The sequence below is a fragment of the Serratia sp. ID 25-353 genome (assembly GCF_054792795.1).
Window position 1 is genome coordinate 149,600 of record NZ_CM139236.1, and the last position, 13,156, is coordinate 162,755.

General features: G+C 58.0%; 10 protein-coding genes. 7 read left to right on the forward strand and 3 right to left on the reverse strand.

The genetic code is table 11. The features are described 5' to 3' along the window. The first annotated feature begins 65 nt into the window (after positions 1-65). Both ACYF6X_RS00625 and ACYF6X_RS00630 read left to right on the forward strand, forming a co-directional pair. Positions 66-1,352, forward strand: a complete 1,287-nt coding sequence (locus tag ACYF6X_RS00625; protein WP_063989097.1) for a dicarboxylate/amino acid:cation symporter — start codon at positions 66-68, stop codon at positions 1,350-1,352. 260 nt (positions 1,353-1,612) lie between these two features. Next, positions 1,613-3,115, forward strand: coding sequence for a M16 family metallopeptidase (locus ACYF6X_RS00630; protein ID WP_063989096.1), 1,503 nt, complete (start codon positions 1,613-1,615; stop codon positions 3,113-3,115). A 29-nt stretch (positions 3,116-3,144) separates the two neighbouring features. Here the strand turns inward: ACYF6X_RS00630 and ppiC are convergent, their stop codons facing one another. Continuing rightward, on the reverse strand, positions 3,145-3,426 hold the full coding sequence (gene ppiC / locus ACYF6X_RS00635) for a peptidylprolyl isomerase PpiC (RefSeq protein WP_004934175.1): 282 nt from the start codon (positions 3,424-3,426) through the stop codon (positions 3,145-3,147). A gap of 109 nt (positions 3,427-3,535) precedes the next feature. Between ppiC and rep the strand changes: the two genes are divergently transcribed. Further along, complete coding sequence (gene rep, locus ACYF6X_RS00640; RefSeq protein ID WP_063989095.1) at positions 3,536-5,560, forward strand: DNA helicase Rep; 2,025 nt, start codon at positions 3,536-3,538, stop codon at positions 5,558-5,560. A 176-nt stretch (positions 5,561-5,736) separates the two neighbouring features. Here rep and ppx read toward each other — a convergent pair whose 3' ends face one another. Continuing rightward, positions 5,737-7,233 carry an exopolyphosphatase gene (ppx, locus tag ACYF6X_RS00645; protein WP_063989094.1) on the reverse strand — a complete coding sequence of 499 codons (1,497 nt, stop codon included), beginning with the start codon at positions 7,231-7,233 and terminating at the stop codon, positions 5,737-5,739. A gap of 5 nt (positions 7,234-7,238) precedes the next feature. Then, positions 7,239-8,525, reverse strand: coding sequence for an ATP-dependent RNA helicase RhlB (gene rhlB / locus ACYF6X_RS00650; RefSeq protein WP_063989093.1), 1,287 nt, complete (start codon positions 8,523-8,525; stop codon positions 7,239-7,241). A 131-nt stretch (positions 8,526-8,656) separates the two neighbouring features. Here rhlB and trxA point away from each other — a divergent pair, with 131 nt between their 5' ends. The 4 genes from trxA (at position 8,657) to wzzE (ending at position 13,110) form a co-directional block, all read left to right on the forward strand. Next, complete coding sequence (gene trxA, locus ACYF6X_RS00655; protein WP_004934187.1) at positions 8,657-8,983, forward strand: thioredoxin TrxA; 327 nt, start codon at positions 8,657-8,659, stop codon at positions 8,981-8,983. Between the two features lie 400 nt (positions 8,984-9,383). Next, on the forward strand, positions 9,384-10,643 hold the full coding sequence (gene rho, locus ACYF6X_RS00660) for a transcription termination factor Rho (RefSeq protein ID WP_004934188.1): 1,260 nt from the start codon (positions 9,384-9,386) through the stop codon (positions 10,641-10,643). A gap of 296 nt (positions 10,644-10,939) precedes the next feature. Then, on the forward strand, positions 10,940-12,037 hold the full coding sequence (wecA, locus tag ACYF6X_RS00665) for a UDP-N-acetylglucosamine--undecaprenyl-phosphate N-acetylglucosaminephosphotransferase (protein ID WP_049233749.1): 1,098 nt from the start codon (positions 10,940-10,942) through the stop codon (positions 12,035-12,037). Positions 12,038-12,057: 20 nt separating this feature from the next. Then, a complete protein-coding gene (gene wzzE / locus ACYF6X_RS00670) occupies positions 12,058-13,110 on the forward strand; it encodes an ECA polysaccharide chain length modulation protein (protein WP_063989092.1) in 1,053 nt (350 codons plus the stop codon). Positions 13,111-13,156: the final 46 nt, after the last annotated feature.

Genomic DNA, 13,156 nt, shown 5'->3' on the forward strand with positions numbered 1-13,156 from the left:
GCAATGAACAGGCTGGATTTTTAGACTGCTGCCTGGTGCGTGTCTTCCCCCCATAGGATGTTCATATGAAAACAACGATCTTTAAGAGCCTCTATTTTCAGGTGCTGACGGCGATTACGCTGGGTATCCTGCTTGGCCATTTCTACCCTGACCTCGGCGCCGAGATGAAACCTCTGGGCGATGGCTTCGTCAAACTGATCAAGATGATTATCGCCCCGGTGATTTTCTGCACCGTGGTAACCGGCATCGCCGGCATGGAAAGCATGAAGGCGGTGGGCCGCACCGGTGCCATCGCGCTGCTGTATTTTGAAATCGTCAGCACCATCGCGCTGATTATCGGCCTGGTGATCGTCAACCTGGTGCAACCGGGCGCCGGCATGAACGTCGATCCCGGCACGCTGGACGCTAAGGCGGTGGCCGTCTACGCCGAGCAGGCGCAGCAGCAGGGCATCATTCCGTTCCTGCTGGACATCATCCCCGGCAGCGTGATCGGCGCGTTTGCCAGCGGCAACATTCTGCAGGTGCTGCTGTTCGCGGTGCTGTTCGGCTTCGCCCTGCATCGTCTGGGTGATAAGGGGCAGCTGATCTACAACGTGATCGACAGCTTCTCGCGGGTGATTTTCGGCATCATCAACATGATCATGCGCCTGGCGCCGCTCGGGGCCTTCGGTGCGATGGCGTTTACCATCGGTAAATACGGCGTCGGCACCCTGGTGCAACTCGGCCAGCTGATCGTGTGCTTCTACATTACCTGTATCCTGTTCGTGGTGGTGGTGTTGGGCAGCATCGCCCGCGCCAACGGCTTCAGCATCTTCAAATTCGTCAACTACATCAAAGAAGAGCTGTTGATCGTGCTGGGGACCTCGTCGTCCGAGTCCGCGCTGCCACGCATGCTGGATAAAATGGAGAAGCTGGGCTGCAAGAAATCGGTGGTGGGCCTGGTGATCCCGACCGGGTACTCCTTTAACCTGGACGGCACGTCTATCTACCTGACCATGGCCGCGGTGTTTATCGCGCAGGCGACCAACACCCACATGGATATCATGCACCAGATTACTCTGCTGGTGGTGCTGCTGCTTTCCTCCAAAGGCGCGGCGGGCGTGACCGGCAGCGGCTTTATCGTGTTGGCCGCCACCATCTCCGCCGTTGGCCACCTGCCGTTGGCCGGGCTGGCGCTGATCCTCGGCATCGATCGCTTCATGTCGGAAGCCCGCGCGCTGACCAACCTGGTGGGTAACGGAGTGGCGACCGTGGTGGTCGCGAAATGGTGTAACCAACTGGATGAGAAACAGCTGAAAGACACGCTGAACAACAAAAACGCCGGCGCGGACAAAACGCAGCCTTCCGCCTGATATTGGCGGCAAATCACCGGCCGCAGCCGCGGCCGGTGAGGTACAACCCCTGCCTCGTAACGATTTCTTGCATTAAAAAACCCGCTATCTATTATTTTTCACTCTAATGAGTGACATCCGCAAAGGCGCGCGGTCTAACACGATGGTACACTTTCTGCTTTCCGCCCCACTGTGAAACTCAGGGCGTATTTTTATGATTCCATTGAATGGAATACACGCATTTGCATAAGAAATTGGATAGTCATTAAGTAGGGGTTCACATGCAGGGCACCAGAATTCATCTTATAGTTGGTGGGCTGCTATTGGCTGCCGCCAGTAGCAGCGTGCAGGCTGAAGCACTACAACCCGATCCTGCCTGGCAGCAGGGGGCGCTGGCCAACGGGTTTTCATGGCAGATTCTCGATACGCCGCAGCGGCCAAGCGACCGCGTGGAACTGCGGCTGATCGTCAATACCGGCTCTCTGGTGGAGTCTTCGCAGCAGACCGGCTTCGCCCATCTGCTGCCGCGGCTGGCGTTGGCGCGAAGCGAAAGCTTTACCGCGCCGCAGCTGCGCGCCCTGTGGCAACAGAGCGTAGATAACGAGCGGCCGCTGCCGCCGGCGATCGTCTCGTATGATTTCACCATGTATAACCTCAGCCTGCCGAACAACCGGCCAGACCTGCTGAAAGAAGCGCTGGCCTGGCTGGCGGACACCACCGGCAAACTGGCGATCGACGAGCATACGGTGCACGCGGTGATGAATTCCACCATCAATCCGGTCGGCACTTTCCCGCCCAATACCCAAGACGTCTGGTGGCGTTACCGCCTGAAAGGCTCGACGCTACTGGCGCACGATCCTGCGCAGCCGGCGAAACGGCCGGTGAACCTCGAGCAGCTGAAGAAATTCTATCAACAGTGGTATACCCCGGACGCCATGACGCTGTTCGTGGTCGGTAAGATTGACAGCCGCAGCTTGGGCGAGCAGATCAACAAGGCGTTCTCGCCGCTGCAAGGCAAACGTGAAACCCCGGCCCCGATGCCGACGCTGACACCGCTGCCGCAGCAGCCGGTGAGCCTGATCAGCGAGCAGGTGAAACAGGATACGCTGTCGATCATGTGGGATTCGCCGTGGCACCCGATTCGCGATTCACAGAGCCTGCTCCGTTACTGGCGTGGCGATCTCGCCCGCGAGGCGCTGTTCTGGCATCTTCAGCAGACGCTGGAAAAAAGCGACCAGAAGAGCCTGCATCTGGGCTTTGACTGTCGCGTGCAGTACCAGCGCGGGCAGTGCGCCATCCATCTGGATACGCCGAACAACAACCTGAACGGCAGCCTGGGCTTTATCGCCCGCGAGCTGGCCAACGTGCGTGACAACGGCCTGTCCAAAGAGGAATTCGATGCGTTGCTGGCGCAGAAAAACGATCAGCTGAGCAAGTTGTTCGCCACCTACGCCCGCACCGATACCGATGTGCTGATGAGCCAGCGCCTGCGTTCGCAGCAGAGCGGGGTGGTGGATATCGCACCGGAGTTGTATCAGAAGCTGCGCCAGGAGTTCCTGTCCAGCCTGACGCTGGAGACGCTGAATCAGGCGCTGAAGCTGCAGCTTTCTCAGGAGGCGACGCTGGTGCTGATGCAGCCGAAAGGCGAGCCGGAAATGAGCATGAAGCAGCTGCAGGAAACCTATGACGGCATCATGATGCCGGCGCCGGCGGTGGTGACGGAAGAAGCCAAACCGGCCGACACCGCGGTGGCAGCGCCGGCGACGGACGCCAGCGCGCAATAATTAGCCGCAGGCAGGGGGCTCAGGCCCCCTCAGTTGCGGTATAGCACCTTGATGATGTGGTAACCGAACTGGGTTTTGACCGGGCCGTAAGGTTTGAGCAGCGGGATGCTGAACACCGCTTTATCGAACGCTGGCACCATCGCGCCTTTGTTGAATTCGCCCAGCGAGCCGCCGTTGCGTTTTGACGGGCAGCTCGAGTATTTGCGCGCCAGCGTGTCGAAGCTGACGCCGCGCTTCAGCTTGGCCAGCAGCTCGTTGGCCAGCTTTTCATTGTCTACCAGAATGTGCAGGGCGCACGCCGTTTTTGCCATGGTATTGCCTTTGTCGATGCGAAAATTGCGCTGATTATACCCGCTAAATCTCATCGGCGCTTTCTGCTACAATTCCCTTCCACGTTTTACAGCCGAGCAAGCCAGCACCATGCGATTAAACCCCAGCCAACAACAAGCCGTCGAATTCGTTACCGGGCCCTGCCTGGTGTTGGCCGGTGCCGGTTCCGGCAAGACGCGCGTTATCACCAACAAGATAGCCCACCTGATCCACCATTGCGGCTATCAGGCGCGGCACATCGCCGCCGTAACCTTTACCAACAAGGCCGCGCGCGAGATGAAAGAGCGCGTGTCGCAAACCCTGGGGCGCAAAGAGGCGCGCGGGCTGATGATTTCCACCTTCCATACGCTGGGGCTGGAGATCATCAAGCGGGAATATGTGGCGCTGGGGATGAAGTCCAACTTCTCGCTGTTCGACGATCAGGATCAGCTGGCGCTGTTGAAAGAGCTGACCGAAAAATGGCTGGAAAGTGACAAAACGCTGGTGGCGCAGCTGATTTCGACCATCTCCAACTGGAAAAACGACCTGATCGATCCTCAGCGAGCGGCGGAGCTGGCGCGCTCGGAGCGCGACAAGCTGTTCGCCCACTGCTACGGCCTGTACCACGCCCATATGCGGGCGTGCAACGTGCTGGACTTCGACGACCTGATCCTGTTGCCGACGCTGCTGTTGCAACGCAACGAAGAGGTGCGCGAACGCTGGCAGCAGCGCATCCGCTACCTGCTGGTGGATGAGTACCAGGATACCAACACCAGCCAGTACGAGCTGGTGAAGCTGCTGGTGGGCAACCGCGCGCGCTTTACCGTGGTGGGTGACGACGACCAGTCGATCTACTCCTGGCGCGGCGCGCGGCCGCAGAACCTGGTGCTGCTGAAGGAAGATTTCCCGGCGCTGCAGGTGATCAAGCTGGAGCAAAACTACCGTTCCAGCGAGCGCATTCTGAAGGCGGCCAACATTCTGATCGCCAATAACCCGCACGTGTTTGAAAAACGGCTGTTTTCCGAGCTGGGATATGGCGAAGAGCTGAAGGTGGTGACCGCCAACAACGAGGATCACGAAGCCGAGCGGGTGGTGGGGGAGTTGATCGCCCACCACTTCGTGAAAAAGACCCACTACGGCGACTATGCGATCCTGTACCGCGGTAATCACCAGTCGCGGGTGTTTGAAAAGATGCTGATGCAGAACCGCATTCCGTACAAGATTTCCGGCGGTACGTCGTTCTTCTCGCGCCCCGAGATCAAGGATTTGCTGGCCTACCTGCGCGTGCTGACCAACCCGGAGGACGACAGCGCCTTCCTGCGCATCGTCAATACCCCCAAGCGCGAGATCGGCCCGGCGACGCTGCAGAAGCTCGGCGAATGGGCCAACCAGCGCAACAAGAGTTTATTCCACGCCAGTTTCGATCTGGGGCTGAGCCAGCACTTGACCGGTCGCGGGCTGGAATCGTTGCAGCGTTTCACCCACTGGCTGGGCGGCATCGCCCAACAGGCGGAACGTGAGCCGGTGGCGGCGGTGCGCGATCTGATCCGCGGCGTGGATTATGAGAGCTGGCTGTTTGAAACCTCGACCAGTCCGAAGGCCGCCGAAATGCGGATGAAGAACGTCAACACGCTGTTCGGCTGGATGACGGAGATGTTGGAAGGCAACGATCTGGACGAGCCGATGACGCTGACCCAGGTGGTGACGCGCTTCACCCTGCGCGACATGATGGAGCGCGGCGAAAGTGAAGAAGAGCTGGATCAGGTACAGCTGATGACGCTGCATGCCTCCAAGGGGCTGGAGTTCCCCTACGTGTTCCTGGTGGGCATGGAAGAAGGCCTGCTGCCGCATCAGAGCAGCATCGATGAAGACAATGTCGACGAAGAACGGCGTTTGGCCTATGTGGGGATCACCCGCGCGCAAAAAGAGCTGATTTTCACCCTGTGCCGCGAGCGCCGTCAGTATGGCGAGCTGGTGCGGCCGGAGCCGAGCCGCTTCCTGCTGGAGCTGCCGCAGGACGATTTGGCGTGGGAAACCGAGCGCAAAGTGGTGAGCCCGCAGGAGCGGATGCAGAAGGGACAGAGCCATCTGGCCAATATCCGCGCCCAGTTGGCCAAGGCTAAAGGCGGGAATTAAAAAGACAGGGCTAGATTACTGACAAAGGAGGAAAAAGCGTGGTTTTTCCTCCTTTGTGGTTATCAGCCGAAAATCAATGAATTGATTTTCCTTATTTTTTATATGCTGTCTTCTGAAACTTGGCAATGTCATCAGGTTTGCCATTAACCTCAGGCGCTCATCGCGCCCTGGTCATTTTAACGTTGTTCTTCCAACCGCAGCGTCCAGTGGACGTAGCTCTGCCAGTGGCTTTCCTGCTCCAGCGCCTCGGCGCGCAGCGGATGCTGTTCCAACCAACCCGGCGGCAAGATCACCGTCAGTTCATCGTCCTGATTGGCGCGTAAACGCACCGCCGGCAGCGTGTCGTCGCGGCGGCGGCTGGCGAAGATGATCGCCAGGCGCAAAATGCGGCACAGACGCTGCGCAGTACGCGGCGGCAGGGCGTTTTGCTGGTTCAACAGCGACAGGTCGAGAGGGTTGCTCTGGTTTTGCAGCAGGGTGGCCAGCAGTTTTTTCTGCGCCGGGGTAAAGCCGGGTAAGTCCAGGTGGCGGATCAGGTAGGCGGCGTGTTGCGGCGCCTGCTTGAAATCGACGCTAAGGCCGAGTTCGTGGATCAGGCTGGCGCTGTGCAACAGCTCGCGACATCGTGCGTCCAGCTGCCACTCGTTGGCGACCTGCTGTGAGAAATTGGCGGCGAGCTGGCTGACGCGCTCGGCTTGCTCGGTGTCGATCAGGTAACGGCGCTGCAGGTTGCGGATGGTGCGGATGCGAATATCCTGCTCCACCGGCAGATGCAGCATGCCGTAAACCAGGCCTTCACGCAGCGCCCCGCCGGCCAGCATCATGCTCTCGATGCCCAGCTCCTGGAAGATGGCCAACAGAATGGACAGGCCGCTCGGGAAGACCAGCGCGCGCTCCAGCGTCAACCCTTCGATCTCCAACTCTTCCAGCTTGCCGCACTGAATGGCGCGCTGTTTCAGCTGGCGCAGCTTGGGCAGGGTGATGCGTTCATCCATGCCTTGCGCCACCATGATTTCCTGCAGCGCTTGCACGGTGCCGGAAGCGCCGACGCAGATCTGCCAACCTTGCTGGCGCAGCTGCGGTGCGATCGGCCGCACCATTTCGCGTGCGGCCTGTTCGGCGCGCTCGAAGTTTTCTTGCCCAAGATTGCGATCGCTGAAGTAGCGCTCCAGCCAGGTGACGCAGCCCATCGACAGACTATACAGCTGCGATGCCTGTGCGCCGGTGCCGGTGACCAGTTCGGTGCTGCCGCCGCCGATGTCGACGACCAGCCGCTGCTCCGGCCCGCCGGTAGTGTGCGCGACGCCGTGATAAATCAGCCGCGCCTCTTCTTCGCCGCTGATCACCTGCACCGGGCAGCCGAGGATTTGCTCGGCGACCTGCAGGAACTCATTGGCGTTAGACGCCAGGCGCAGCGTGGCGGTAGCGACGACGCGGATCTGCTCGCGCGGGATGTCCTGCAGGCGTTCGGAGAACAGCCGCAGGCACTGCCAGCCGCGCTGCATGGCCTCATGCGACAGGTGATTGTTCTGATCCAGCCCGGCCGCCAGGCGCACCTTGCGCTTGATCCGCGCCAGAGTCTGAATGCTGCCGGCCACCTCGCGCACCACCAACATGTGGAAGCTGTTGGAGCCGAGATCGATGGCAGCATAAAGCGTGCTGGAGCTGAGCATGGCAATCAGCTCGGGCGTTTACGGTTGTTGCGCGGCGCGCCGCCGCGACGAGGCGCGGAGTTGCGACGTGGGCCGTTGCCGCCGCGCGGGCGCGACAGGCGCTTCGGCGCCGGCAAATCGGTCAGCAGCGCATCGCTGTTGTACTTGCTCACCGGAATGCTGTGGTCGATATAGGTCTCGATCGCCGGCAGGTTGAGCGCGTACTCTTCACATGCCAGGCTGATGGAGTGGCCGCTGGCGCCTGCACGGCCGGTACGGCCAATGCGGTGCACGTAATCTTCGCAATCGTCAGGCAGATCGTAGTTGAAGACGTGGGTGACGGCAGGAATGTGCAGACCGCGCGCGGCGACGTCGGTGGCGACCAGAATATCGAGGTTGCCTTTGGTGAAGTCGTCGAGGATGCGCAGGCGTTTTTTCTGCGCCACGTCACCGGTCAGCAGGCCGACGCGGTGACCGTCGGCGGCCAGATGGCCCCAGATGTCTTCGCAGCGGTGCTTGGTGTTGGCGAAGATGATGGCGCGATCCGGCCACTCTTCTTCGATCAGCGTCTGCAGCAGACGCATTTTTTCTTCGTTGGACGGGTAGAACAGCTCTTCTTTAATGCGGTGGCCGGTTTTCTGTTCCGGTTCCACTTCAACATATTCGGCGTTGTTCATCTGCTCGAAGGCCAGTTCGCGTACGCGATAGGACAGAGTGGCGGAGAACAGCATGTTCAGGCGTTGATCGGCCGTAGGCATACGGCGGAACAGCCAACGGATGTCTTTGATAAAGCCGAGATCGTACATGCGATCGGCTTCATCCAGCACGACGACCTGCATCGCGCCGAGATCGACATAGTTCTGCTTGGTGTAATCGATTAAACGGCCGGTGGTGCCAATCAGAATGTCCACGCCGCTTTCCAGCACTTTCAGCTGTTTGTCATAGCCGTCGCCGCCGTAGGCCAGGCCCAGTTTCAGGCCGGTGCTCTGGGAGAGCGCTTCTGCATCGGAGTGGATTTGCACCGCCAGTTCACGCGTAGGCGCCATGATCAAGGCGCGCGGCTGATTGGTCTGGCGATCCTGTTTCGCCGGGTGAGTCAGCAAATAGTGAAAAGTAGACGCCAAAAACGCCAGCGTCTTTCCGGTACCGGTTTGCGCCTGACCTGCAACGTCACGCCCGGAGAGCGTGAGCGGCAATGCTAACGCCTGGATGGGCGTGCAATTGTGAAACCCTTTTTTCTCAAGGGCTTCAAGGACTAACGGGTGCAGGGCGAAGTCGGAAAACTTCTGTTCGGTCAAGTGTGTTTTGCTCATAGTGTGGTAGAATATCAGCTAACTATTGCTTTACGAAAGCACATCCGTTGAAATAAACGCGGTGCATTAAAATCACCTTGAGTTGGTTAATGCTACACCAACAAGGTAGACATAATCCTGTGGAGTAGAACATGAGCGATAAAATTATTCACCTGACTGACAGCAGCTTCGAAGCTGACGTGCTGAAAGCGGAAGGGCCGATCCTGGTCGATTTCTGGGCTGAATGGTGTGGGCCGTGCAAGATGATTGCTCCGATTCTGGATGAGATTGCCGAAGAGTTCGAAGGCAAACTGACCATCACCAAGCTGAATATCGATCAGAACCCGGCTACCGCGCCTAAGTACGGTATCCGTGGCATCCCTACGCTGTTGCTGTTCAAGAACGGTGAAGTGGCCGCGACCAAGGTTGGCGCGTTGTCCAAAGGTCAGCTCAAAGATTTCCTGAACGCGAATCTGTAATCGGGCGGGAAGCCCCGTATCAGGCGCCTGGCGGTGATGTTCAATTCACCGCTAGACGCCTGCCAAGAAGCGTGTTAAGTTTAACCACACTGCATATAGAACTTGCCCGAAGTTTTAAATCTAAAGAGTTTGAATCTAAAGCTATACTCTGTGTCGAACCACTGGCGTTGAAAGTAAACTGAACTCAGCCCGTGTTTTGGCAATCAAACGGTTTTGCAAAAATCATTTTTAAGGTACCTTCGATCTTCAACCGTCAATGCGTGCGCCCGATGTAAGCCATTTCTTACCGCGACGGCTCTGCGCCCGGTGATCGAACGTCCAGTAAACAGGCACGCATTTCGCTGCCATACCATTCACGATACAAGTTCGAGACATACCCCGAGTTTAAGAACCCACCACTATGAATCTTACCGAATTAAAGAATACGCCGGTTTCTGAGCTGATTACTCTCGGCGAAAATATGGGGCTGGAAAACCTTGCCCGCATGCGCAAGCAGGACATTATCTTCTCCATTCTGAAGCAACATGCGAAAAGCGGGGAAGATATCTTCGGCGACGGCGTGCTCGAGATATTGCAGGATGGATTCGGTTTCCTCCGCTCTGGAGACAGTTCCTACCTCGCCGGTCCCGACGACATCTATGTATCCCCTAGCCAAATCCGCCGTTTCAACCTCCGCACAGGTGACACCATTTCCGGTAAGATTCGTCCGCCAAAAGAAGGCGAGCGCTATTTTGCCCTGTTGAAAGTCAACGAAGTCAACTACGACAAGCCGGAAAACGCCCGCAGCAAGATCCTGTTCGAGAACTTGACGCCGCTGCACGCCAATTCCCGTCTGCGGATGGAGCGCGGCAACGGCTCGACCGAAGACCTGACGGCGCGCGTACTGGACCTGGCGGCACCGATTGGCCGCGGCCAGCGCGGCCTGATCGTGGCACCGCCGAAAGCCGGTAAAACCATGCTGCTGCAGAACATTGCGCAGAGCATCGCTTACAACCACCCAGACTGCGTGCTGATGGTGCTGCTGATCGACGAACGTCCGGAAGAAGTGACCGAGATGCAGCGCCTGGTGAAAGGCGAAGTGATCGCATCGACCTTCGACGAACCGGCTTCGCGCCACGTGCAAGTGGCCGAAATGGTAATCGAGAAGGCCAAGCGCCTGGTTGAGCACAAGAAAGACGTGATCATTCTGCTCGACTCCATCACCCGTCTGGCGCGTGCCTACAACACCGTGGTACCGGCTTCCGGCAAGGTGCTGACCGGTGGTGTGGACGCCAACGCCCTGCATCGTCCGAAGCGTTTCTTCGGTGCGGCACGTAACGTGGAAGAGGGCGGCAGCCTGACCATCATCGCGACCGCGCTGGTTGATACCGGTTCGAAGATGGACGAAGTGATCTACGAAGAATTTAAAGGTACCGGCAACATGGAATTGCACTTGGCGCGTAAAATCGCCGAGAAACGCGTATTCCCTGCGATCGATTACAACCGCTCCGGTACCCGTAAAGAAGAGCTGCTCACCACCTCCGAAGAGCTGCAAAAAATGTGGATCCTGCGCAAGATCATTCACCCGATGGGTGAGATTGACGCGATGGAGTTCCTCATTAATAAGTTGGCGATGACTAAAACCAACGATGAATTCTTCGATATGATGAAACGCTCATAATTCGTTAAAAAATTCGCTGAACGCCACGCCTAGTCGTGGCGTTTTTTGCTTTTGGCGGATACGATAAGTAGCAGTAATGGAAAAGTAAGTTGTTTCCTCGACTTATTGAGAATTCATCTTGTTTGTCGGTCGGCTCTGCGCCGGTCGGCTTTGCTGCTGTCGTTTTGTCAGCTGATGCGAAGAAAATAGGCATGAATCACCGTTGTCATAGGAAATGACCGAAAGGTGGCGGGGGCCGATGGCACAAGCTATTGCCCGTGGTAAGCTGCCTTATCTTCTACAGAGATCTGTTAACTGTGAACTTACTCACTATGAGTACTGAAATTCTATTTGTTTTCCTGTTTTCTTTGGCTTTTCTCTTTGTTGCCCGCAAGGCGGCAAAACGTATTGGTCTGGTAGATAAACCCAATTATCGCAAACGCCATCAGGGGCTGATTCCGCTGGTCGGCGGTATTTCCGTTTATGCCGGATTGTGCTTCGCGTTTTGGATTTCGGAACAACCTATCGCGCACGCCAAGCTTTATCTTACCTGCGCCGGCATTCTGGTGTTTGTGGGCGCGCTCGACGATCGTTTCGACATCAGCGTTAAAATCCGCGCCTTGGTGCAGGCGTTGGTCGGCATTGCCATGATGGTGTTCGCCGGTCTGTATCTGCGCAGCTTCGGCCATGTGCTGGGCGACTGGGAGATGTTGCTGGGGCCGTTCGGCTATCTGGTGACGCTGTTCGCGGTATGGGCGGCGATCAACGCCTTCAACATGGTCGACGGCATTGATGGCTTGCTGGGTGGGCTGTCGTGCGTCTCCTTCGGCGCGCTGGGTCTGTTGCTGTACCTGAGTGGCCACCATGAGATGGCCTTCTGGTGCTTTGCGATGATCGCCACCATCGTTCCCTATATTTTGCTCAACCTCGGCATCCTCGGCCGCCGTTATAAGGTGTTCATGGGGGACGCCGGCAGTACCCTGATCGGCTTTACCGCCATTTGGCTGCTGCTGCAAAGCTCGCAGGGTAAGGCACACTCGATTAACCCGGTGACCGCGCTGTGGATCATCGCTATTCCGCTGATGGACATGATAGCAATCATGTATCGTCGTTTACGCAAGGGGATGAGCCCCTTCTCTCCCGATCGTCAACATATTCACCACCTGATCATGCGCGCCGGCTTTACGCCGCGGCAGGCTTTCGTGTTGATCACCCTGGCGGCCGCATTGCTGGCGGCGGTTGGCGTGATCGGCGAACGCCTGACTTTTATCCCAGAGTGGGTTATGTTGGCATTATTCTTGCTTGCTTTCTTCCTGTACGGTTACTGCATCAAGCGCGCCTGGCGGGTTGCGCGGTACATTAAGCGTATCAAGCGTCGCCTGCGGCGTTCGAGCGATAACAAGCAAGTATCTTAACCAGAGGCTTTTTGGCTGTGATGAATCCAGAAACAACGTCTGACAAGCATATCCCGACGGTGGATAACGAACTCGATATCCGCGGCCTGTGCTGCACCCTGTGGCGTGGCAAACCGTGGATTATCGGCATTGCGGTGCTGTTCGCGGCGGTCGCGTTGATCGTCTCTTATCTGGTTAAGCAAGAGTGGAGCGCGACCGCAATCACCGATAAGCCCACGGTGAATGCGTTGGGCGGTTACTACTCCCAGCAGCAGTTCCTGCGTAATCTGGACGTGCGCACGCTGCCGGCGACGGCCGGCGATCAGCCGAGCATCGCGGATGAAGCTTACAATGAGTTCATCATGCAGCTGGCGGCTTACGATACGCGTCGCGATTTCTGGCTGCAGAGCGATTACTACAAGCAACGTCAGGAAGGGGATGCCCGCGCCGATGCGGCGCTGCTCGACGAGCTGATCAACAACATCCTGTTCACGCCGCGCGACGACAAAAAAGTGCCGAACGACGGCGTGAAGCTGACGGCGGAAACCGCTGCGGACGCCAACCGCCTGCTGCGTCAATACGTGGCCTTCGCCAGCCACCGCGCTGCCCTGCACCTGAATGAAGAGATTCAGGGGGCGTGGGCCGCTCGCACCACCTCGATGAAAGCGCAGGTTAAGCGCCAGGAAGCGGTGGCGGAGTCGGTTTACAAGCGCGAGCTGAACACCACGCAGCAGGCGCTGAAAATCGCCGAAAGCCAAGGGATCAGCCGCACGCAAACCGACACTCCGGCCGAGCAACTGCCGGATTCGGATCTGTTCCTGCTGGGCCGGCCAATGCTGCAGGCGCGTCTGGAAGGCCTGCAGGCCTCCGGCCCGACCTATGACCTGGATTACGATCAGAACCGCGCGATGCTGGCGACGCTGAACGTTGGCCCGACCTTGGATGAGAAGTTCCAGACCTATCGTTATTTGCGCACGCCGGAAGAGCCGGTAAAACGCGACAGCCCGCGCCGGGTCTTCTGGCTGATTTTGTGGGGCGCGATGGGCGCCTTGGTTGGCGCGGGTGTTGCCTTGGCGCGTCGGCCGCGTAGTTAAAAAATAATATAATAATCTGATGCAGGGCGCGTGAGCGCCCCATTCG

Coding starts and splice junctions, on each gene's coding strand:
- ACYF6X_RS00630 (WP_063989096.1), top strand. CDS start 1,613: ATGCAGGGCACCAGAATTCATCTTATAGTTGGTGGGCTGCTATTGGCT.
- rhlB (WP_063989093.1), bottom strand. CDS start 8,525: ATGAGCAAAACACACTTGACCGAACAGAAGTTTTCCGACTTCGCCCTG.
- rho (WP_004934188.1), top strand. CDS start 9,384: ATGAATCTTACCGAATTAAAGAATACGCCGGTTTCTGAGCTGATTACT.
- ppx (WP_063989094.1), bottom strand. CDS start 7,233: ATGCTCAGCTCCAGCACGCTTTATGCTGCCATCGATCTCGGCTCCAAC.
- ppiC (WP_004934175.1), bottom strand. CDS start 3,426: ATGGCAAAAACGGCGTGCGCCCTGCACATTCTGGTAGACAATGAAAAG.
- trxA (WP_004934187.1), top strand. CDS start 8,657: ATGAGCGATAAAATTATTCACCTGACTGACAGCAGCTTCGAAGCTGAC.
- ACYF6X_RS00625 (WP_063989097.1), top strand. CDS start 66: ATGAAAACAACGATCTTTAAGAGCCTCTATTTTCAGGTGCTGACGGCG.
- rep (WP_063989095.1), top strand. CDS start 3,536: ATGCGATTAAACCCCAGCCAACAACAAGCCGTCGAATTCGTTACCGGG.
- wzzE (WP_063989092.1), top strand. CDS start 12,058: ATGAATCCAGAAACAACGTCTGACAAGCATATCCCGACGGTGGATAAC.